21 protein-coding genes and 1 pseudogene are annotated in these 20,729 nt (G+C 40.0%); 10 read left to right on the top strand and 12 right to left on the bottom strand.

The window, feature by feature from the left end; translation table 11 throughout:
• Positions 1 to 296: 296 nt before the first annotated feature.
• The 6 genes and pseudogenes from CVT07_RS04200 to CVT07_RS04175 form a co-directional block, all read left to right on the top strand.
• Positions 297 to 1,514: pseudogene (locus CVT07_RS04200) on the top strand (S41 family peptidase); the annotation flags it as partial.
• 16 nt (positions 1,515 to 1,530) lie between these two features.
• The gene (purC, locus tag CVT07_RS04195; protein ID WP_009293856.1) at positions 1,531 to 2,241 is read left to right on the top strand and encodes a phosphoribosylaminoimidazolesuccinocarboxamide synthase; all 711 of its coding nucleotides are present in this window, start codon (positions 1,531 to 1,533) and stop codon (positions 2,239 to 2,241) included.
• An 8-nt stretch (positions 2,242 to 2,249) separates the two neighbouring features.
• Positions 2,250 to 2,486, top strand: a complete 237-nt coding sequence (gene purS, locus CVT07_RS04190; protein ID WP_009293857.1) for a phosphoribosylformylglycinamidine synthase subunit PurS — start codon at positions 2,250 to 2,252, stop codon at positions 2,484 to 2,486.
• The gene (gene purQ / locus CVT07_RS04185; protein WP_107936805.1) at positions 2,483 to 3,148 is read left to right on the top strand and encodes a phosphoribosylformylglycinamidine synthase I; all 666 of its coding nucleotides are present in this window, start codon (positions 2,483 to 2,485) and stop codon (positions 3,146 to 3,148) included. Before purS ends, purQ begins: the two co-directional genes overlap by 4 nt.
• The gene (locus tag CVT07_RS04180) at positions 3,142 to 4,449 is read left to right on the top strand and encodes an SH3 domain-containing protein (RefSeq protein WP_107936807.1); all 1,308 of its coding nucleotides are present in this window, start codon (positions 3,142 to 3,144) and stop codon (positions 4,447 to 4,449) included. The genes purQ and CVT07_RS04180 overlap by 7 nt, the downstream gene beginning before the upstream one ends.
• Entirely contained in the window at positions 4,436 to 5,104 is a 669-nt protein-coding gene (locus tag CVT07_RS04175; protein ID WP_107936809.1) for a lysophospholipid acyltransferase family protein, read from the top strand. The genes CVT07_RS04180 and CVT07_RS04175 overlap by 14 nt, the downstream gene beginning before the upstream one ends.
• A gap of 480 nt (positions 5,105 to 5,584) precedes the next feature.
• Here CVT07_RS04175 and lpxD read toward each other — a convergent pair whose 3' ends face one another.
• Genes lpxD through CVT07_RS04160 form a run of 3 tightly spaced genes read right to left on the bottom strand, consistent with a single transcriptional unit; the run spans position 5,585 to position 8,696 of the window.
• Positions 5,585 to 6,538, bottom strand: a complete 954-nt coding sequence (gene lpxD / locus CVT07_RS04170) for a UDP-3-O-(3-hydroxymyristoyl)glucosamine N-acyltransferase (RefSeq protein WP_087583174.1) — start codon at positions 6,536 to 6,538, stop codon at positions 5,585 to 5,587.
• Positions 6,538 to 6,999, bottom strand: a complete 462-nt coding sequence (gene ilvN, locus CVT07_RS04165) for an acetolactate synthase small subunit (RefSeq protein WP_223227413.1) — start codon at positions 6,997 to 6,999, stop codon at positions 6,538 to 6,540. The genes lpxD and ilvN overlap by 1 nt, the downstream gene beginning before the upstream one ends.
• 2 nt (positions 7,000 to 7,001) lie before the next feature.
• Positions 7,002 to 8,696, bottom strand: coding sequence for an acetolactate synthase large subunit (locus CVT07_RS04160; protein WP_230855747.1), 1,695 nt, complete (start codon positions 8,694 to 8,696; stop codon positions 7,002 to 7,004).
• 186 nt (positions 8,697 to 8,882) lie between these two features.
• Here CVT07_RS04160 and CVT07_RS04155 point away from each other — a divergent pair, with 186 nt between their 5' ends.
• Positions 8,883 to 9,047 carry a hypothetical protein gene (locus CVT07_RS04155; protein ID WP_196375756.1) on the top strand — a complete coding sequence of 55 codons (165 nt, stop codon included), beginning with the start codon at positions 8,883 to 8,885 and terminating at the stop codon, positions 9,045 to 9,047.
• 138 nt (positions 9,048 to 9,185) lie between these two features.
• Here the strand turns inward: CVT07_RS04155 and mnmH are convergent, their stop codons facing one another.
• From mnmH to CVT07_RS04110, 9 genes are read right to left on the bottom strand one after another with little or no spacing between them, the layout of a single operon-like run.
• Complete coding sequence (gene mnmH / locus CVT07_RS04150; RefSeq protein ID WP_107937656.1) at positions 9,186 to 10,193, bottom strand: tRNA 2-selenouridine(34) synthase MnmH; 1,008 nt, start codon at positions 10,191 to 10,193, stop codon at positions 9,186 to 9,188.
• Positions 10,180 to 10,665: an HIT family protein gene (locus tag CVT07_RS04145; RefSeq protein ID WP_107937690.1), complete on the bottom strand. Its 486-nt coding sequence runs from the start codon at positions 10,663 to 10,665 to the stop codon at positions 10,180 to 10,182. Before CVT07_RS04145 ends, mnmH begins: the two co-directional genes overlap by 14 nt.
• Positions 10,665 to 11,450 carry an indole-3-glycerol phosphate synthase TrpC gene (gene trpC / locus CVT07_RS04140; RefSeq protein WP_107937658.1) on the bottom strand — a complete coding sequence of 262 codons (786 nt, stop codon included), beginning with the start codon at positions 11,448 to 11,450 and terminating at the stop codon, positions 10,665 to 10,667. The genes CVT07_RS04145 and trpC overlap by 1 nt, the downstream gene beginning before the upstream one ends.
• The gene (locus CVT07_RS04135; protein WP_107937660.1) at positions 11,447 to 12,709 is read right to left on the bottom strand and encodes a tetratricopeptide repeat protein; all 1,263 of its coding nucleotides are present in this window, start codon (positions 12,707 to 12,709) and stop codon (positions 11,447 to 11,449) included. The genes trpC and CVT07_RS04135 overlap by 4 nt, the downstream gene beginning before the upstream one ends.
• Positions 12,688 to 13,053 (bottom strand): YkgJ family cysteine cluster protein, encoded by a 366-nt coding sequence (locus CVT07_RS04130; RefSeq protein ID WP_107937663.1) that lies wholly within the window; start codon positions 13,051 to 13,053, stop codon positions 12,688 to 12,690. The genes CVT07_RS04135 and CVT07_RS04130 overlap by 22 nt, the downstream gene beginning before the upstream one ends.
• On the bottom strand, positions 13,050 to 13,757 hold the full coding sequence (locus tag CVT07_RS04125; RefSeq protein ID WP_103643361.1) for a tRNA1(Val) (adenine(37)-N6)-methyltransferase: 708 nt from the start codon (positions 13,755 to 13,757) through the stop codon (positions 13,050 to 13,052). Before CVT07_RS04125 ends, CVT07_RS04130 begins: the two co-directional genes overlap by 4 nt.
• Positions 13,754 to 16,006, bottom strand: coding sequence for a vesicular transport factor Uso1p (locus CVT07_RS04120; protein WP_107937665.1), 2,253 nt, complete (start codon positions 16,004 to 16,006; stop codon positions 13,754 to 13,756). Before CVT07_RS04120 ends, CVT07_RS04125 begins: the two co-directional genes overlap by 4 nt.
• Positions 16,003 to 16,965, bottom strand: a complete 963-nt coding sequence (locus CVT07_RS04115; protein WP_103581023.1) for an NAD(P)/FAD-dependent oxidoreductase — start codon at positions 16,963 to 16,965, stop codon at positions 16,003 to 16,005. Before CVT07_RS04115 ends, CVT07_RS04120 begins: the two co-directional genes overlap by 4 nt.
• 24 nt (positions 16,966 to 16,989) lie before the next feature.
• A complete protein-coding gene (locus CVT07_RS04110) occupies positions 16,990 to 18,330 on the bottom strand; it encodes a class II 3-deoxy-7-phosphoheptulonate synthase (protein WP_103643363.1) in 1,341 nt (446 codons plus the stop codon).
• A gap of 142 nt (positions 18,331 to 18,472) precedes the next feature.
• Here CVT07_RS04110 and rarD (CVT07_RS04105) point away from each other — a divergent pair, with 142 nt between their 5' ends.
• From rarD (CVT07_RS04105) to CVT07_RS04095, 3 genes are read left to right on the top strand one after another with little or no spacing between them, the layout of a single operon-like run.
• Entirely contained in the window at positions 18,473 to 19,360 is an 888-nt protein-coding gene (gene rarD, locus CVT07_RS04105; protein ID WP_009293763.1) for an EamA family transporter RarD, read from the top strand.
• Complete coding sequence (gene rarD, locus CVT07_RS04100) at positions 19,344 to 20,231, top strand: EamA family transporter RarD (RefSeq protein ID WP_107937667.1); 888 nt, start codon at positions 19,344 to 19,346, stop codon at positions 20,229 to 20,231. Before rarD (CVT07_RS04105) ends, rarD (CVT07_RS04100) begins: the two co-directional genes overlap by 17 nt.
• Positions 20,224 to 20,676: an aryl-sulfate sulfotransferase gene (locus tag CVT07_RS04095; protein ID WP_103643366.1), complete on the top strand. Its 453-nt coding sequence runs from the start codon at positions 20,224 to 20,226 to the stop codon at positions 20,674 to 20,676. Before rarD (CVT07_RS04100) ends, CVT07_RS04095 begins: the two co-directional genes overlap by 8 nt.
• Positions 20,677 to 20,729 lie beyond the last annotated feature (53 nt).

Genomic DNA, 20,729 nt, shown 5'->3' with positions numbered 1-20,729 from the left:
GTTATTTTATAATGGCGGCATTATATAACTTTAGTCTTATATTGTCAAGTATTTTTATAACATTTGTCACTCTTTTTATTTAATTGCTAAAATTTGCTGTTATAAATTTGTGTTAAAAATAGACAAAAGCTAAAAATATAAGGCTAAATTTATGCTTTTTTTAGCCAAATGTTAATAAAATTGAGCCAAAAAATATAGGAGATATTTTGAATAAATTTAATAGATCTTTTGCGCTAAAAATAACAGGCGCCCTACTCATCTCAAGCGTAGCAGTAAATGCACTTTTTGCTAAAACTGAAGATGAGGCAAGTGCGAAACTTGAAGCACTTTCAAAACTTACAAAAACCATCTCAACTGTTGAAAAATACTACGTTGATGACATTAAATTTAAAGAGATAATCGACAAAGCCATCGCTGGTTTAATGCAAAATTTGGACGCTCACTCGAGCTTTTTAAATGAAAAAGCATATAAAGATATGCAGGTGCAAACAAGCGGCGAATTTGGCGGACTTGGCATAACAGTTGGTATGAAAGATAGCGCACTAACCGTTATCTCGCCTATCGAGGACACTCCAGCTGATAAAGCAGGCATAAAGGCAGGCGATATCATTTTAAGGATCGATGGCAACTCAACTATCGGCACAACGATAGATGAAGCCGTAAATAAGATGCGCGGTAAGCCAAAAACTCCGATAACAATTACGATTTTGCGAAAAGGCGAGCAAAAGCCATTTGACGTAAAAATCATAAGAGATCTTATAAAGGTTGAGTCTGTCTATGCAAAAATGATAGAAAATGAAAACATCCTTTATATACGTGTCACAAATTTTGACAAAAACGTCGTTACAAAGGTAAAAGATGCTATCAAAGAGCATCCAAAAGCAAATGGCATCATACTTGATCTTAGAAACAACCCTGGCGGTCTTTTAAATCAAGCTGTTGATCTAGTGGATCTTTTCGTAGATAACGGCATCATCGTATCTCAAAAAGGTCGTGATGCATCTGAAAATGTAGAGTATAAAGCAAGCGCTAGCAAAACCTTATCAAAACTCCCACTTGTAGTGCTGGTAAATGGCGGAAGTGCAAGTGCTAGCGAGATCGTAAGCGGTTCATTGCAAGATCATAAGCGTGCGGTGATAATCGGCGAAAACACATTTGGTAAAGGTAGCGTTCAGGTGATCTTACCAATAGACGATACAGAAGCGCTAAGACTAACCATCGCAAGATACTACTTACCAAGTGGCAGAACTATCCAAGCTGTTGGCGTAACGCCTGATGTAGTCGTGCATCCTGGCAAAGTGCCACAAAGCGATGATAGTGCATTTAGCATCAAAGAGAGCGAACTAAAAGCGCACCTAAAAAGCGAGCTAAACAAGATAAATCCAACAAGTGAAGGCAATAAAACTGAAGCAAAAGATGATAAAAATATAATCACACAGAAAAAAGTTGATGAAGACATTCAGTTAAAAACGGCGATTGATACGATCAAAATTTTAAAGATAAAACAACAATAATCTAAAGGAGAACAACATGCAAAAAAGAGAGCTTATCTACGAGGGAAAAGGCAAGAAAATGTACGCCACAGACGATCCAAATCTACTTGTGGCTGAATTTAAAGACGATCTAACAGCATTTGATGCCCAAAAAAGAGGCAACGAAGCTGGCAAAGGCGCACTAAACAACAAAATCTCTACTCAGCTTTTTAAACTGCTAGAGAGCAAAGGTATCGTCACTGACCTTGTTGAGACCATCAGCGACACTGAGCAAGTGGTCAAAAAATGTGAGATCATACCTCTTGAAGTTGTTGTGAGAAATATCGCGACTGGCTCACTTAGCAAAAGACTTGGCATAAAAGAAGGCACAGTTCTACCTTTTACACTTGTTGAGTTCTACTACAAAAACGACGATTTGCACGATCCTTTGGTGACTGACGAGCACTGCATCATCATGGGTCTAGTAAAGAGCGAAAAAGACCTTCAAACACTAAGACACACAGCAAGAGAGATCAACTCTATCTTATTTAAATTCTTTGCAGAGAGAAATTTAAAACTAGTTGATTTTAAAGTCGAATTTGGTATCGACAAAGATGGCAACATCATCTTAGCTGACGAGATAAGCCCTGATAGCTGCAGATTTTGGGATGCGACAACAAACGAAAAACTTGACAAAGATAGATTTAGACAAGACCTTGGTAGCGTAAAAGTAGCTTACGAAGAAGTTTTAAGAAGAATTCTTTCTTAAGGACAAAGATGAAAGCTGTCGTAAATATAGCATTAAGAAGTGGGGTCCTTGACCCTGCTGGTAAGGCGGTGGAGCATGCGCTAAATTCACTTGGGTTTAGCGGTGTTTCAAATGTCAGGATAGGCAAACAAATCGTTTTAGATATCGACGAGAGCGATAAAAATAAAGCAAAAGAGCAGCTAAAAGTGATGTGTGAAGAGCTTCTAGCAAACACCGTCATCGAAGACTACGAGATCGTGCTATGAAAGTAGCCATCATACTTTTTCCTGGCACAAACTGCGAAGAAGACACAGCTCACGCTTTTAAGCTACTTGGCTGCCAAACGCAGATCATCTGGCACAAAGAAGATAAGATCGATGCTGATCTAGTCGTTTTACCCGGTGGTTTTAGCTATGGCGACTATCTAAGGACGGCTGCGATAGCTAAATTTAGCCCAGCTATGCAGGCTGTAAAAGAGCATGCGAAAAAAGGTGGCTACATATTGGGAATTTGCAATGGCTTTCAGATGCTTCTTGAACTTGGACTTTTAAAAGGTGCGATGAGAAGAAATGAAAATTTAAATTTCGTCTCAAAATACCACCACCTAAAAGTGATCTCAAATAACAATAAATTCCTAGCAAATTTAGCCAAAGACGAGGTGGTAAATATACCTATCGCTCACGGCGAGGGCAACTACTATACAGACGAAGATACACTAAAAAGCCTATATGATAACGAGCAAGTTCTACTAAAATACTGTGACATCAACGGCAATGAGATAAATCCAAATGGCTCAGTTGATAGCATAGCTGGGATTTGCGATGAGAGCAAAAAGATCTTTGGTCTTATGCCTCACCCTGAACGCGCTTGCGAGAAAATTTTAGGCACAGATGATGGCATGAAGATGTTAAAAGGGCTAGTTTGGTAAAACGAACACTTTTTATCGCCATACTCGCGCTAAATTTATTTGCTGCAAACACTGACGAAGTCAGCGTTTTTGACATGATGGATGAGGCAAGAGAGGATAAATTTGTAAATAGCCCAAGCTCAAAGCCACAAACAAAGACTCCAAGCGAAGAAGAAATATCAAGAAAGCTCGTATCTCCACGCTCTATCGCCCCACAGCCAGAGCGTATCACTCCAGAGCAGATGCGAAATATCGTGCCGACAAACGAACCAGACATCAGTGTTCCTGATAATCAAGTCTATGACAAGATAAAAATAAAAGAGCTCCTTTTAAAAGCGACAAATATCCCTAAAAATGTCGTCGTAGGAGAAATTTTTAGCGTTGAGATCGTAGCTGATACGCAAAGTGACCTTGAGTTTGAGTTTGAGACACAGCTTGATGAGACAAATATCAAATGGCTAAATAAGAAGAATTTTCAATGGGTAAAAGGCGAAGAAAACAAATACATCGGCACTTTCTACCTTGAAGCAACAAGCATTGATGCAAAGACTTTACGAGTTAGCTTGGATCTAAAAAGAAATGGCGAGAACTATCAAAACTCAAACATAAATATCTTTTTACCAAAGCTAAAAGAGCTTAGAAGTGACGAGAACTACAACCACATCGTCGCTGACAACCTTGAGGTAAAGAAATTTAAAACGACTAAATTTGATGATATAAACAACATCATGGTCGTTGAAATTTACGGCAATAATGTCGATCTAAGCGCATTTAATATCGAAAATAAAACTATCCTAAAGCAAGGCGTAGATACGATAAACGGCGACTTTAACTCACAAAGTGCATATTATTTTGCAGTGTTTAAGCCAAACAAAAAGACACTTGACTTTAACTACTACAACCTAAAAAAAGCTAAATTTGAGAGCTTTTCGCTGCCGGTGAGCGTCGAAGAAGACGAGGTTAGCACGCAAATCGGTCTAAATCCAAAGCAAAGCGAATTTAGCACTTACAAAGATATCACGATCTACTCTTTGGTCGCTATCTTTATCTTGCTAGCGATCTGGCGAAGAAAGCTAAGCTACTTCTTTGTGGCAGCTGTTTTTATCGCACTAGGGATTTACACTTACAATCCTTTTGGCAAAGCAGTGCTTAAGCCTGATGTTAGCGTCACTATCTTGCCGACTAAAAATTCAACCGTTTTTTATACATCTCGTAAAAACGAAAATGTTGAAATTTTAGACACAAAAGATGACTACTCAAAAATTTTATTTGCGGACGGCAAAATCGGCTGGGTAAGAAAGGGTGATCTTGTCAAAAATTAGAGCTTTTTTCTTTTCTATTGAATTTGTGATAAGCGTCGTTATTGTCGTATTTTTTATGTGGCTCTTTAACTCTAAAAATAGAGCCATAAGAAAATTTTGGGGCAGATCGCAGAGATTTTTTGGTGGATATAAGCTAGAAGTTATCGGTAAATTTAGCGACGAAGCAAATATCTTGCTAATAAATCACCAAAGCATGCTTGACATCATCGTACTTGAAGAGATCCATCCTAAAAATATCTGCTGGATCGCAAAGGCACAGATAGGCAAGATCCCGATCATCGGTAAAATTTTGAGCCTTCCAAAGATGATAGCGGTCGAGCGAGAAAATAAGCACTCTCTAATAAAGCTTTTAAGCGAAGCAAAAGACAGAGTAGAAAATGGCCGTGTTTTAGCGATATTTCCAGAAGGCACAAGGTCTCAAACTAAAGAATTATTACCATTTAAGGGTGGCGCAAAGCTGCTAGTTGAAAAGCTAAATTTAAAGGTTCAGCCTATCGTAATCGTCGGAAGCGATGCGATGAAAGTGAAAGAATTTAGCTTTAAAAAAGCTGACATCAAGCTCTTTTGTCTTGATCTAGTCGATACCTCAAAAGAAAACTGGCTAGAGGCGACTAGGGAGAGCATGCAAAAAGTCTTAGACGAAAATAGAAAATAAATTTAGCTTTGTAAATTTCTTTTCTAGAATTCACATTTTATGTAACCACTATAAAGAGTTAAAATTAATAAGCAATAAAGTAAATGTTGGTGTGATATTACCTTATAAATTTAGGCAAATCACCTTAGTAAAAGGAATTTTATCCACCAGCGTTTTGCTAATATCTTTTAGAAGTTTTTATATATCAAAGTACGTATCCAAATTTGCTTTTTACCATATGAGCAAACAACCTGTAGTAAATGGGCTACTCTCTACATCATTAAGCACAAAAATGACTACATCTTACAACACTTTGCTCATACTAGTTCAGCCATTTTATTATGAGCGTTAAATTTTATTTAAATCTAATGCTTAAACTAGATCTCTTGCTGGCTATTTTTATTAGCCATAAACATAGTTTGGGATTGCGGTGAAATAAAATAATAGAAAAATTTAAATTACAGAGATATGACAACTATTTGGCGGAGAACTCCGCCAAATTTAGTTTTTCTTAAAAAATCTCAATATCTTTGCTTGTAGTTTAAACTGCTCTGAAAGCTCCATTATTGGATAGGCTCCAGCGTATTTTTTGCCACCAGGCAGGTCTTTACTAACGCCTCCGCGTGCTGCGATCTGCGCAAAGTCGCCCACTTTTACGTGTCCAGCCGAGCCACTTTGTCCGCCCATGACAACGTTTCTGCCTAGCACTGTAGAGCCAGCAAGTCCAGTTTGTGAGACGATGAGGCAGCCATTCCCAAGCTCGCAGTTGTGGCCTATTTGAACGAGATTGTCTATCTTTGTGTAGTTTGCGATCATCGTGCTTTCAAAAACGCCACGATCTATCGTCGTGCAAGCGCCGATCTCGACAAAATCGCCTAAAACAACGTTGCCATTGTGATAAATTTTCACATGCTCGCCAGTTTTTGTATGCGCATAGCCAAAGCCGTCGCTGCCTATAACGCAGTTTGCTAGCAGGTGGCACTCATTGCCGATGACGCAGTCATTATAGATGACGACGTTAGGGTGGATGATGCAGTTTTTACCGATAGTTACGTTATCGCCCAAAAATGCCCCAGCCATCACTATCGTATTTTCGCCAACGCTCACGTTTGAGCCGATATAGACATTTGGCATTATAGTGGCGCTCTGGGCGATGTTTGATGGTTTTGGCTCGCAAAAAAGCGGCTTAGCGTAAATTTTACTAAGGATAGCAAATGCAAGGTGCGGGTTGTCGCACACAAGCGCTACCATGCCAGCTGGCACTAGGTCCAAAAGCGATTTTGTCACCAAGATAGCTCCAGCGTTTGAAGTGCTTATAAATTTAGCATTTTTCTCGCCATCGCAGTATGTTAGCTCAGCTTTATTTGCATTTTTTAAAGAATTCAGAGCAAAAATTTCAAGATCTTCTCCGCTAAAAGTAGCATCTACTTTTAAGGCTATTTCGCTTAGTTTCATCATATATCCATTATCACAGATCCGCCGCGCACGACATCAACTGGGTTAAATTTCTTTATCGATTTTAAAAAGCTCTCTACCCTGCTCGCATCGTCAGCCACCATAACGACGATGTAGTTTTCATTTGTATTTGTGACGATGCCATTGTATGTCTTTAGTATCGCCTCAAGGCCGGCAAAATTTTCACCAAGCGGGATTTTCACAAGAGCCATCTCTTTTTCGACAAATTCGCCACTTTCTATGACTTTGTATGTTGGGATGAGCTTGTGAAGCTGTTTTACGATCTGCTCTAAAACCCTCTCATCGCCGCTTGTGACGATGCTTAGCCTTGAGAAGTTACTCTCAGGTATCGGAGCGACCGTGAGCGTGTCGATGTTGTAGCCCCTGCCCGCAAAAAGCCCAGAAATCCTAGCCAAAACGCCATGTTCATTTAAAACTATAACAGAAATCGTTCTTCTGATACTCATTTTTCTTCCTTGCTCTTTAATATCATATTATAAATCGCAGCCCCTGCTGGAACCATAGGAAGCACGTCCTCAAAGCGGTCGATCCTCACGTCGATAAGAGCTGATTTTTTACTCTTGATCGCCTCTTTTAAAGCCTTTTTAAACTCATCTTTGCTCTTGCAAACAAAGCCAACGCCGCCAAATCCCTCAGCGATCTTGACAAAATCAGGCTGCAAGCTAAGATCAGTCGATGAGTAGCGCTTTTCATAGAAAAATGTCTGCCACTGGCGCACCATGCCTAAGAAGTTGTTGTTTAAGATGATGTTTATGACAGGGACATTTGTCTCATAAGCAGTCATTAGCTCTTGGATATTCATAAGTATCGAGCCATCGCCTGTGAAATTTACAACCAAATGCTCAGGCATCGCACACTTTGCGCCGATCGCTGCTGGCAGGCCATATCCCATCGTGCCAAGGCCGCCACTTGTGACAAGCTGTCTTGCGCGGTTAAATGGATAAAACTGCGCCACCCACATCTGGTGCTGACCGACGTCAGTTGCGATGATAGTCTCAGGGCCAACTATCTTTGCGGTCTCTTCAACTACCCATTGAGGCTTTAAGACCTTGTCGCTATCTGTGTAGCCAAGTGGATTTAACTTTTGATATCTATCTAAAATTTCTCTCCAAGGCGCATAGTTTTTAGGCTCACCTTTCACCTCTTCATAAAGCTCGCTTAGCACGTTTGTAAGATCGCCAACTATCGGATAGTGAGCGTTTATGATCTTTGAGATAGAGCTTGGATCGATGTCGATGTGGATGATCTTAGCATGTTTGGCAAACTCGTCAGTTCTGCCTGTGACCCTATCGCAAAATCTAGCGCCAAGCGATATGAGAAGGTCACACTCGCTAAGAGCCATATTTGAAGCGTAGCTGCCGTGCATGCCTGCCATGCCTAAATTTAGCTTATCTTTTGCATCAAGCACGCCAAGAGCCATAAGCGTCTCGACCGCTGGGATGCCAGTTTTTTTCATAAATTTACGTATGATCTCGCTTGCATTTGATGCGACCGCACCACCACCGATGTAAAGAAGTGGTCTTTTTGCTTCATTTATCGCAGCTGCGGCTTTTTTGATCTGCTTAGAGTTGCCTTTATATGTCGGCTTGTAGCTTGGGATAGAAATTTCTTTTGGATAGACAAAGTCACCAAGCCTTGAAGTGACGTTTTTTGGGATATCGATATGAACTGGTCCTGGGCGGCCTGATCTTGCGATGTAAAACGCCTCTTTTATGATGCGAGGTAGCTCCTCGACGCTATTTACTAAAAAGTTGTGTTTGACACAGGGGCGTGAAATGCCGACTGCATCGATCTCTTGAAAGGCATCTGTGCCAATCATAAAGGTTGGTACTTGACCGCTTATAAGCACAACTGGGATGCTGTCGCTGTAAGCTGTGGCAAGACCAGTGACCGCGTTTGTAAAGCCAGGACCGCTTGTCACAAATGCCACGCCAACTTTGCCGCTAACCCTAGCGTATCCGTCTGCTGCGTGAACGGCAGCTTGCTCGTGGCGAACCAAGACGTGTTTAAAATAAGTTTGTTTATATGTCTCGTCGTAGATATTTAAAGCTGCACCGCCAGGATAGCCAAAAACTATCTCAACGCCCTCTTCGTGCAAGGCTTCGCTTATCATCTGTGAACCAGAAAATTGTTTTATCATCACTTTAGCCTTTTGATAAATTTATCGCAAATTATATCCCAAAGCATTTTAAATCCATTTTAACTTTTTAGCGAAATTTGGGCGTTATCTTAAATTTTTTGAAAAAAATTTGAGTAAAAAAAGCGAAAAATACAAAATATTTTACATATATTTATACATATTATTTTTAGTATTTTGATAAATTTGGCAAATTTAGAGCAAAATTTAGAAAAAAGCGGAGGGGCGATAGCCAATCCAGCCAATCCAGCCAATCCAGCCAATCCAGCCAATCCAGCCAATCCAGCCAATCCAGCCAATCCAGCCAATCCAGAAAAACAGATAAATCTAACTAGAAATTTTATGCTGTGATTAAAAATGGCCTTAAACTAAGCCATTTTTAAGTGCAAAAACGATCTATCTTAAATTTAAAAGTAAATTTGACCAAGCCAAAGAGAGTAAATTTAAATTTAGAGATGAAATTTAGCCCAAACAAAGCGCCAAAAGGATTTAAAATTTAGCCTCATCTCTTATCAAATTTAGCTTTTTTACAGCCTCATCAAAGTCATCAGAGCTTACAAAAATGCTAATGTTTTCATTTTTCTTATAGACCTTGTCGTAGTATTTTGTGAGTAAAATTTCAGCCACTTTGGCGATGTCGTTTTCGTTAAATTTAGCCACAGCCTCATCTCTGGCCTCTTTGTCGATAAAGGGCGAAATTTTCTTTATGCACTCATCAAAAAAAGCCTTATCCACGCTTTTATAGTCGCTTGTGATACAAGAAATTCTATTCTCCAAGCTCGCGCTAATCTCAACACAAACGCCGCTTCGCATCGCCTCGTAAAGGCTTTTTGGAAGTGTTAGCGAGCCGATCCTTCTGCTCTCGCCCTCGATAAAGCAAATTTGATCTTTTAGCGTGATGAGCTTTTCAAAGAGCGCGTCTTCAAAGCTTTTTTGACTAGGCTGCGCGCCGTTTATCGCGCCAAAAACAGAGCCTAGGTGATTTGCCATCGCTTCAAGGTCTATTGACGGCGAAAGTGCCCTTATTAGCTTACTTTTATAGCAGCCAGTGTTGCCAAAAAGAGTGATAAATTTCGTGCTTAAAGGACGCTCTAGAAATTCTAAAACATGATTTCTATAAGCCTTATAGCCGCCATTTAGTCTATAAATTCTATATCCGATCATGCTTAGCACAAAGCCAACCGAGCTTGATCTAAGCCCGCCCTTTGCACAGTAGATGCCAATAGCTGAGCCGACCTTGGCCCTTTTATAGACCTCGTCGATGATATTTTGCAAATTTTTGCAGATGTATTTTGCACCAAGGCTCTTAGCTAGGGCTCTGTCGCTTTTGTAGATCGTGCCTACCTCTTTGTGCTCAGCATCATCAAGTGCGTATAAATTTAGAGCATCTTTTATGTGTGAGTAGGCATACTCATGCGGTGATCTAGCATCTATTAGGACTTCAAACTCGCCTCTTTTTTCAAGCCACTGCTCTATATCAAGCTCAAATAACGCCACTAAAAGCCTTTTTTAGCTTTTGATAAAGCGGATGAAACGGCGTGCCATTTACTCTCACATCAGCGATCGTTGTGATGAAATTTGTATCCCCGCTCCACCTTGGCACAAGGTGATAATGCACGTGCTCAGCTATACCAGCGCCTGCTGCCTTACCTAAATTCATACCGATATTTACGCCCTGAGCGTGAAGCTCACGCTTTAAAATTTCAACCCCAAGCCTTACAAATTTACTCATCTCAAACCACGTCTGCTCGTCAAGCTCCTCGATATTGTCGGTGTGGTGGTTTGGTATGATCATAAAGTGTCCAGGCGAATACGGATATAAATTCATGATCCCAAAGCAGTGCTTAGCACGAAAAAGCACGCCATTTTTCTCGTCGTCTTCTTTTGAACTTATGACCTCGCAAAAGACGCAACTATCTTTTTTTGCGCTGAAATACTCGCTTCTCCAAGGGGCACAAAGGTGCTGCATCACTCGCCCTCCTTTATCTTTTTAACGGCATTTTTTATATCATCTTGCCTCATAAAATGCTCTCCGATCAAGAAGGCATCGACTCCGATCTTGCTTAGCTCGCGAAGCTGCTCATGCTCGTAAAGTCCGCTTTCGGCGACTATTATCTTGCCATTTGGCAAAAGCGGCACGAGCTTCTCGCAAAGGCTCATATCCATAGTAAAATCATCTAAATTTCTATGATTTATCCCTATTATATTTGCTCCTGCAAAGATCGCCTTTTTCACATCGCTCGCGTCATGGGTCTCTACTAAGACCTCAAGCCCCAAGTGGTGCGCGTACTCAAGTAGCTCTTTTAGCTCGCTTTGAGTTAGCGCCTTGGCGATGAGCAGGATAAAGTCCGCTCCATAAACAAGTGCTTCTAAAATTTGATATTTATCAACGATAAAGTCTTTTCGCAGGATCGGCCTTGAGGCGTAGCGGCGAACTTGCGTGATGTACTCAATGTCACCCTTAAACCAGTGAGGCTCGGTTAGGATGCTAAAAGCATTTGCGTGCTGCTCGTACTCCTGAGCGATCTTGATCGGCTCGAAGTCCTCTCTTATCACGCCCTTGCTTGGACTTGCTTTTTTTATCTCGGCTATTATATTTATAGGCTCATCTTTGCTTGATCTAAGTGCGCCCAAAACGTCTCTTGGCACGTATGGGTTGTATGCGAGCGAGCGTCCTAGCCACTCCATAGGAAAGTCTGCCTTGCGTTTTTCTAGATCCTCTTTTGTCTTTTTTATGATCTCATCAAGTATCATTTTTTAAGCCTTTTGTTTAAATTTATTATGCAGCGCTCGATGAGGTGCAAGTGCTCTTTTGCCTCTTTTGAAGCCTTAAAATCAACATCTTTCATCGCGTGAATCATTATGCCCTTTGCCTTTTTGCACTCACCAAGCTTAAAATATCCCCACGCTAGTGAGTCCTCGTAGTAAGGCGAGTCTGGCGAGATCTCAAGCGCTTTTTGCACCATCTCTACGCCCTTTCTTGGGTCTATCTCATGATCAATTAGCAAATAGCCGTAGTAGTTAAAAAACATATCGTTATTAAGCTTTGGCACGCTAGCTTCAAATTTATCTAAAATATCAGCGATCTTTTTTTCATCCAGACTATCTTTGTTCATCTCATACTCGTAAATGGCGGCCTTTGCTAAGAAATTTAGATCCCTGCTATCGTTATAAATTTTAACCGCCAAAACGTATGCATCGCCAAAATTGCCAGTCGCTGCGTAAAGATCCATAAGCGTGGCGTCGTTGTAGCCATATTTTTTCAAAATTTCAATAGCTGCTTTGTAATTTTTATCATAGATAAAATACTGCACGATCTTATCAAGATAAGTGGTATCGTGAGTGATATCATAGATCTCTTCAAAAAGCTCGATCACCTTTGGGAAATTTCTTTGCTGAGAGTAAATTTCAGCCAAAAGCTCGCATGTCTTTTGAGTGCAACCCTGCTCCTCGCGAAATTTCTCAAGATATTTTGTCGCATCTTTTACATTATCCATGCGGTTTAAAAGGATATCAACGATGCGGAGTAAATTCTCCTCTTCAGGCTTTAGCGAGTATGCCTCTTCAAAGTATTTTAGCGCCGTTACCGTATCATTTTGCATCATACAAATAGTACCAAGCATGAGCAAATTTTGAGCGTTTGGCTCTTTTGTGGCGAGCTCTTGCATCAGCTCTTTTGCCTCGTTTAGCTTAGAGAGATTGACCAAATTTGCAACCTTGATCCTGATAAAGTCGCTATCATCTTTTAAACTCTTCTCGCCCTCACTCATGAGGCTATCTAAATTTTCATTTTTTGTAGCAAAAGCTAGCTTGATCGCCTCTTTTAGATAGGTTTTTTGATTTGTCTCTTTAAAAAGCCCTAGATAGGTCTGGATACTAGCATTTACATCGCCACTATCTTGCGAGATGAGAGCTTGCATTAGGCGTAAATTTACACTTTTGTTATCATCTGCAAGTAGATGCGTGCTAAAAAATACGCTTATAAAAATTATTAAAATTTTACGCCAACGCATTCTGCTCTTAGCTCCTTTAAGTTTTTTTTAAAATAATCCCAAAACGGAAATGTCCTGCACTGCTTAGGTCTTAGCTCATAAACCGAGCAGTTTTTGTTTTTCTCGTCAAAAAATATGCAAGCAAAACCATCATCATAAGGCCTTTCTTTGATACTTCGCCTAAGCCCAACACGTATTAAAAATTTGCTCTCAAACTCATCTTTTGAGATACCAAAAGCGGCGCAAAATTTTAAAATTTCACCCTCATCTATCCAGATATAGCCACTCTCGCCAGTGCAACATTTGCCTCCACAACTCTCGCAAAAGCTAGGATCAAACTCATAGCTAAAACCCTCAGCCCTCACGCTATCTCCTTGTAAGAGACGCTGTTTGTATCTGCTTTTTTAAAGATCTCGCTTGCCTCTTTCGTATGCGAGCCATCCTCGCTCATCACAAGAGGCGGCAGGACTTTTATCTTTGAGTTTGAGTTGTTTCGCACTTCAAGCAAAGCCAAATTTGCTGGCTTATCCTTTTTAGTATGGATAAATTTTAAGCTCACCAAATTTAGCTTATGCTCTTTTAAGCATGCCGCTATCTCGCTAAGATCGTCTGGCGCATAGCAAAAAAATGCCCTTTTATGTGGCTTTAAATTTACGCTTATGCCTCTTATAAAATCCTTTAAATTTAGCGAGCTTGCATATCTGCTAACTTTTATGTGCTCATTTTGGCTTTTTGTAACACCGTCATGATAAAAGGGCGGATTTGAGATGATTAGATCAAATTTCTCACTATCTTTAAAATTTGCAAAATCAGCCGTTATAGCTCTAGCCTCTAAGCAGTTGCTCTTTGCGTTAAAGCTTGAAATTTCGCTATTTAGCTCCAAAAGATCAAGCATGCTTAGATCTATCTTTTGAAAGTCACGCTTAAGCAAAAGTCCAAGTATCCCGCACCCTGCTCCAACGTCCAAAACCCTACCAGAAATTTCGCCAAAGCTCGCGCAAATAAAATCATAAAGAACGAGCGTATCGCTGTTGTAGCGATAGCCATTTTCAAGCTGGGCTAAGATCATCTATAAACCTTGATGATAAAGCCGCGCGTCACATCTTTTACGATCACTTCGGAGCTAAAGCTGATCCTTGCAAAGTCGCCAAATTCCTCTTTTATAAGCTCAGCCGCAGCCTTTGCACGCTCTTTGCCAACGCCGTAATTTACGTAGTTATTTAGCTTGCCGAGGTCATCTTTTTTGATATTTTGAGCGACATTTGATGGGATGACAAAATTTTTCTTATCCACGATCGGGATGATCTCATACATATAGTTTGAGTTAAATCTCTGCAAAAACTCGCTCACTCTGTTTTTGCACATTATGCTGACCTTATCTTTTGCGTCCATGTCGTCACACTCAATGCTAGAGATGAGGACGAGCTTTGTTGGGGTTTCAGGCTTTGTCGTAGCTTGCAAGATATTTTTTAAATTTACATTTTCATTTTCAAGCTCGTCTTGTCTGTTTAAATTTTGCTCGATATCTTTTTGAAGCTCGATGATCTGGGCATTTACGGCTCCACCTTTATGACCGCTCGAGCTTAGCTCACTTATCTTTGAATTTAGCCGCTCGATCGTCTTGTTGCTCTCGTTTAGCTTTTGCTTTGCATTTTCTAGTTCATTTTGCAAGCTTAGTAAATTTTTGCCGCCACTTTTGTTGTTGTCGGTTAAAAAGGTTGAGGTATCGACTATCTTTTTTTGTAGCATATTTATCTGCTGGCGCAAAATTTCATAGTTTTGCATATCGATCTTTAGCGTTCTTTTTTGAGTTTCTAGCTCGTTTTGCTTGGCGATTAGCATCTGGCTTGTCTTTGTGACATTTTCTTCAAGCTCTTTTATCTTCGCATCTTTTAGATCAAGCTTTGCGCTTAAATTCTTTAGCTCGCCCTCGTTTGAGCCAAGTTTTTGCGACTGCAAAGAGATAGTTTGGTTTTGATCAAATAGCGTTTTTATAAATTTAGTTGTCTTTGTATCAAGCGCTTTTAGCTCCTCTTGGCTCTTTTTAAAGCTCTCTTCACTTAAACTTAGCTTTTTGCTTAGCTCATTTAGAGTTGAGTTTGCGTCTAAATTTTGCCTTTCAAGCTTTTTATTTAGAGCATTTGCCCTCTCAAGCTCTTTTTTAAGCGAGCTTATATTTTCATTTGCAAGTTTGTTCTCTTGCTCGCTTTTTAAACTCTTTTGTTTTAGATCATCAAAGCTCTTATGAAGTGCCGCAAGCGAGGCATTTAGCTCTAAATTTTTGCCATTATAGCTTTGTGCCATTAGATCCTTTGAATTTAGATTTTTCTTGATCTCTTCAAGCTCGTAAATTCTATCTTTTAGTGCGGTCTTGTTTGATTCAAGAGCCTCCTGCAGGTCAATTATCTTATTTGCCTTTTTAGAAAGCTCATCCTCCATAACGCTCTTTTGCGTCTCAAAGCCATCATTTAGCGCATTTATCTCTTTTTCGTAGCTAAATTTTTGAGTGTTAGCGTCATTTTTAACTCGCTCGATCTCCTCTTTTAAAAGCAAAATTTCTTTTTTCTCGCCTCTATCTTTTTCACTTTGAGCTTTTTCATACTCTTTTATAAGAGCTTCTTTTTGCGCAAGCGTCGCGTTTAGCTCGTTATTTTGCTCTTTTAAAGCGGTGTAGTTTGCCTCAAAACTCTCTTTAAATTTATTAAAGCTGGCCTTGGCATCTTTTAGTTTGCTCTCATCGCCATTTCTAGCGTCATTTATCGCATTTTCAAGGTCGATTATCTTTTTCTCATAGGCCTTTGAGCTCTCTATCATATCAGCTTGTGCTTCATTTAGGCGCTTTGTCAAAGCTTGGATATTTTCAAAGTGTTGCGCCTCAAGCTCGCCAAGTGCCTTTTGATTTCTCTCGATGATCTCATTTTTTTCATCTTCGTTATTTTTTCTCATCTCGGCGATCTTACTTATGAAGTCTAAATTTTTCTCGCCAAAGTCCGCATTGTCAGCGGCTAAAATTTCATTTTTCTTGCTTAGCTCGCGCACTTGCTCTTGAAGCTCATTTACATTGTTTGATAAATTTAGATCCTTATCATCAACAAAATTTTGCATGTAGCTCTTTGGCGTGATGTAGCCGCCATACTCGTAAAGATCGTCTTTGCTTACATATCTTTGTTTCTCTTCTTCGGGGAGATCATCAAAATTTATAGAGTAAATCGTTTGGTTAGTATCTTTTGGCGTCTCGTCCTCTTTTTGAAATTTCAAAAAAAAGAGACAAAAGCCAGCTATCAGACAAACAATAGCTAGTGCGATTTTATTTATCAAGCTTGTGCCTTGCCTTTTAAGATATCTTTGATAACGCTATGAGCGTGATTTAGTCCGACCACGATAGAGCCACCATTTTTTAAAACGATGTCGCCTCCCACATATAGTCCTGGCACGCTACTTTGGTAATTGCTATCAACTATCGGAGTGCCTTTCTCATCAGTTTTTATCTGACATTTTTGTAAAAAATCAACCGGACTTGAGCCACCGATCGCATAAACAACCCTATCATAGACACGGATCTTGCCATTTTCATAATGCACTCTTACCTTGCCTGATTCATTATCGATCTCGGTTATATCGTGATTTAGTCTTACTTTTATTTTATTATGCTTCTCAAGCTCCCAAAGAGCGCTTAAATTTGTCTCATTTACACGGCTAAATTTATCTTTTCTGTAAGCTATCGTCGTTTTATTGTACTGACAAAGCTCGATAGCATACTCAACCGCAGAGTTGCCACCGCCCACAACTAGCACTTTTTCGCCGTTTGTGCAGTTATCAAGGTTAAAATTTACAACTGAATTTAGTGATGGCGGGATCTTATAGTCAGGTTTGTTTGGTCGTCCCATTTTGCCGATAGAGACCATAACATTTTTGGCTTCATAGACAGCTTTTGAGGTAGTTACTTTAAAAATTTCTCCATCTTTTTTCACGCTTTCAACCTCAGAGTTAAAAAAAGCCTCGATATTCTCAGAGTCAAGTAGCTTGTCAAAATAATCAAGCGTGCTCTCTTTTGTACCATCTTCAAACGAAACTAGCCCATGTATCGTGCTATCTTGCCCTTTATACTCTTTATCTACGCGTTTATTGTCTTTATAAAATTTTCTGATCGTTTGGCTGTGGTTGTCGCCTTTTTCAAGGAGCAAAACATTACTTAAGCCATTTCTTTTAGCCTCTACTACGCTAGCTATGCCACAAGGTCCGCCGCCAACTACTATTAGATCATAAATATTTGCCATATTTTTCTCCAAATTTTATAAATTTTAAGCTTTTTTAACTAGATCAGCCATCAAAAATGCAAGCTCTAAAGCCTGATCAGCATTTAGTCTTGGATCGCACTGCGTCTCATATCTCTCTTTTAGCGAGCTTTCAGTGATGTTTAGCGCGCCACCAGTGCACTCTGTCACATCTTTGCCAGTCATCTCAAGATGCACACCACCTGCTCTTGTACCCTCGGCTTTATGAATTTCAAAAAAGCTTCTAACCTCGCTTAAAATTTTACTAAATTCACGAGTTTTGTAGTTGTTTGAGGTCTTAACGGTGTTGCCATGCATCGGATCGATGCTATAAACGATATTTAGCCCCTCACGCTTTAGCTCTCTTAAAATTTTTGGTAAATTTTCGCCGATCTTATCAGCGCCCATTCTGATTATCACATTTAGCCTGCCAGCTTCATTTTCTGGATTTAGCTTATTTGCAAGCGCGACGACATCTTCTGCCATTGCGCTTGGTCCGATCTTTACACCGATAGGATTTTTCACACCACTTAAAAAATGCACGTGAGCATCGTTTATGCCGCGCGTCCTCTCGCCTATCCAAAGCATGTGAGCCGAGCAGTCATACCACTCGCCACTAAGGCTATCAACCCTAGTTAGTGCCTCTTCATAAGGTAGAAGCAGTGCCTCGTGAGATGTATAGACTGCGGTTTGATTTATCGCTGGGGTGTTTGCTGAAGTGATGCCACAAGCTGCCATAAAAGATAGAGTTTTTGTTAGATCATCGGCTAGTTTTGCGTATTTCTCACCGATCTCTGGCTTTTTAACAAAGCCTAAATTCCACTTATGCACCTGATGAAGATCAGCCAAACCTCCTCTTGAAAAGGCTCTTAAGAGGTTCATCGTAGAAGCACTTTGATAGTAAGCCTCGATCATGCGTTTTGGGTCAGGAACTCTTGCTTGCTCGTCAAATTCAAAACCATTTATGATGTCGCCTCTATAGCTTGGCAGCTTAACGCCATTTACCTCTTCGTAGTCACTACTTCTAGGCTTTGCAAACTGCCCTGCCACGCGGCCTACTTTGACCACTGGGCAGCCGCCTGCAAATGTTAAAACTATCGCCATTTGAAGCAGGACCTTAAACATATCTCTGATGTTGTTTGCGTTAAAATTTGTAAAACTCTCAGCGCAATCGCCACCTTGAAGCAAAAATGCCTCGCCGTTACAAACTTTTGCAAGCTCATCTTTAAGGCTTCTAGCCTCTCCGGCAAATACCAAAGGTGGAAGTGTTTTTAGCTTTTCTTCGGTCTCTTTTAGCTCTTTTAAATTTGGATAAGTTGGTTGTTGCAAGATGTTAAATTCTCTCCAGCTATCTCTGTTCCAAGTCATAAATTTTCCTATCTTTTACCTTAATTTAGCGCTGATTATATCACGCAAAACTTAAAAAATAAAAGCCATTAATGGGTTATTAAAGATATTTTACATACAATCGCTACTTTAAATTTACCCAGAAAAAGAGAAGATTTTTTTCATGATAAAAGGCATTTTTTATTCGCTTTTGGCATCAGTTTTATTTAACTGCATTTACTACATGTCAGTGCTCATGAACCCCATCAGCACACAAGCTCTTATTGGATACCGCATGATCTTTGCCATGCCTTTTGTCATCGCCGCCATTTTTTTGTTAAAACAGCAGCGAAATTTCAAATTTTTACTTCTAAAAATAAAGCTAAAACCTAAAATTTTACTAGTTTTGCTTGCTACCTCGCTCATCGTCTCATTTCAGATGTGGCTCTATCTCTGGGCTCCAAGTAACGGCGCAGCGCTAAAAGTCTCGATAGGCTACCTCATCATGCCAATAGTCATGGTCCTTTTTGGACGGATATTTTTCAAAGAGCACCTCTCAAAAACAAAGTTAGCATCGATATTTTTCGCTGCTATTGGCGTCTTTAGCACAGCAGTCATAAGCGGTGGCATCTCGTGGGAGAGCGCTGTAGTTTTTTGCCTTTATCCAGTCTATTTTACCATTAGAAAGTACTACAACCTTGCAAATTTTTCAAGCTTTGTTATCGAGATAATTTTTATGTTTTTATTCTCATTTTATTTTGCGCTCACAGCCGATATGGACTACGTAATGAGCCAAAATCCAAACATCTACTATCTGCTCATCTTGCTTGGTGCTATCAGCGGCATAGCCCTCATCGCCCAGATCCTCTCAAGCACGCTCGTGCCGATAAATGTACTAGGTTTGCTTACATATTTTGAGCCTATAATGATGCTCTTTGTCTCATTTGCCATCGGCGAGAGACTGGAGAAAAGCTCATACTTTTTGATGATCTGCCTAGCCATCTCTGTCACGCTTTTGATGATAGATAGTATAAATTCTATAAAAGGCGACAAAAATACCAAGACTAAATGAGAGCCAAAAAGGCGTTATTCTCGCGCTTAGCGCCTTTTTTATGTGGGGGTTTTTGGCGGTTTATTTCAACCTATTTAGCAAAGATGTCGATGCTTATGAAATTTTAGCCCACAGGATCATCTGGTCATTTTTCTTGATGGCAGCAGTGCTTTGCATTAATGGCAAAATGGGCGAAATTTTTGCGCTTCTTAAAGATATCCACTCGCTAAAAGCTCTATTTTTAAGCGGTATTTTTATCACCATAAACTGGGGCGTTTATGTCTATGCGGTGGGTAGCGGCAAAATTTTAGACACGAGTTTGGGATATTTTATAAATCCCTTGATAAGCATGCTCCTTGGCGTCATCATCTTTAAAGAGCGACTGAGCAAAGCTGGCGCCATAGCCGTTTGCATCGTCATCGCAGCTGTCTGCGTGCAAATTTATGCCAAAGGCGGTCTGCCACTTGTCTCTATCATCTTGCCACTTTCGTTTGGATTTTACGCGATGGTTAGAAAGATGGCGAAGATTAGCGCATTTAATGGGCTTTTTATCGAAACATTTTTTATGTTTCCATTTGCGCTTGGATATGTTTTATGGCTGGTTTTTCACTCGCAAAGCCACTTTGGACTAAACAAGGACTCACTTTTAATGATCGCTTCAAGCATCGTCACCATCGTGCCGCTTGTCGCATTTAACGCAGCTGCTACAAGGATAAATTTAACGACGATTGGCTACTTGCAATACATCTCGCCAACCATCGCGATCCTTTGCGCGGTCTTTATTTACGGCGAAATTTTAGACGGATACAAAGTCATCTCATTTTGTATGATCTGGCTGGCTTTAGCGATAATTAGCGTGGATAAATTTAGAAAAAGGAGTAAAAATGAATAGCGTAACGATTTATTTGCTGCTTGCGTTTTTTGCGGCGCTTATTTTATATTTTCAGATACAAAAACTAACCAAAAAGCTTGACGATGAGGGGGCGGTACCTGCCTATCAAAAGGCTGCGCAAGAGGTTTTAGAAAATTTAAGCAACGCAGAGAAATACCCTAAATTTTGCAATGTCATCTTAAAAAAGATAAATGCTCTAAGGCAAGACATTCTATTTGAAGATGCGCTAAATGAGGCTAGCAACAAGGACAAAGCTCTTGATCAGCTCGAGCAGACAAGAGATAAGCTAGAAGCGCTTTTGAAACAAGAAAATGCAAACTGGGAGAGCGAACTTGTTGAAATTCTAGACGAGATCGATGGCTTTGTAAAGGCAAATTTCAAAAACGGCGAAGATAGAGCCGAAGAGCTAAGGGACGAACTAAAAAAAGAATTTGATGGGTTGTGAAAATATATTTAAAAGGTCTAAAGCTATAAAATAACAAAAACTAAGGATAGAAG

The organism is Campylobacter concisus (assembly GCF_003048875.2).
Classification (GTDB): domain Bacteria; phylum Campylobacterota; class Campylobacteria; order Campylobacterales; family Campylobacteraceae; genus Campylobacter_A; species Campylobacter_A concisus_AU.
This window is presented reverse-complemented; position numbering and strand designations above follow the sequence as displayed.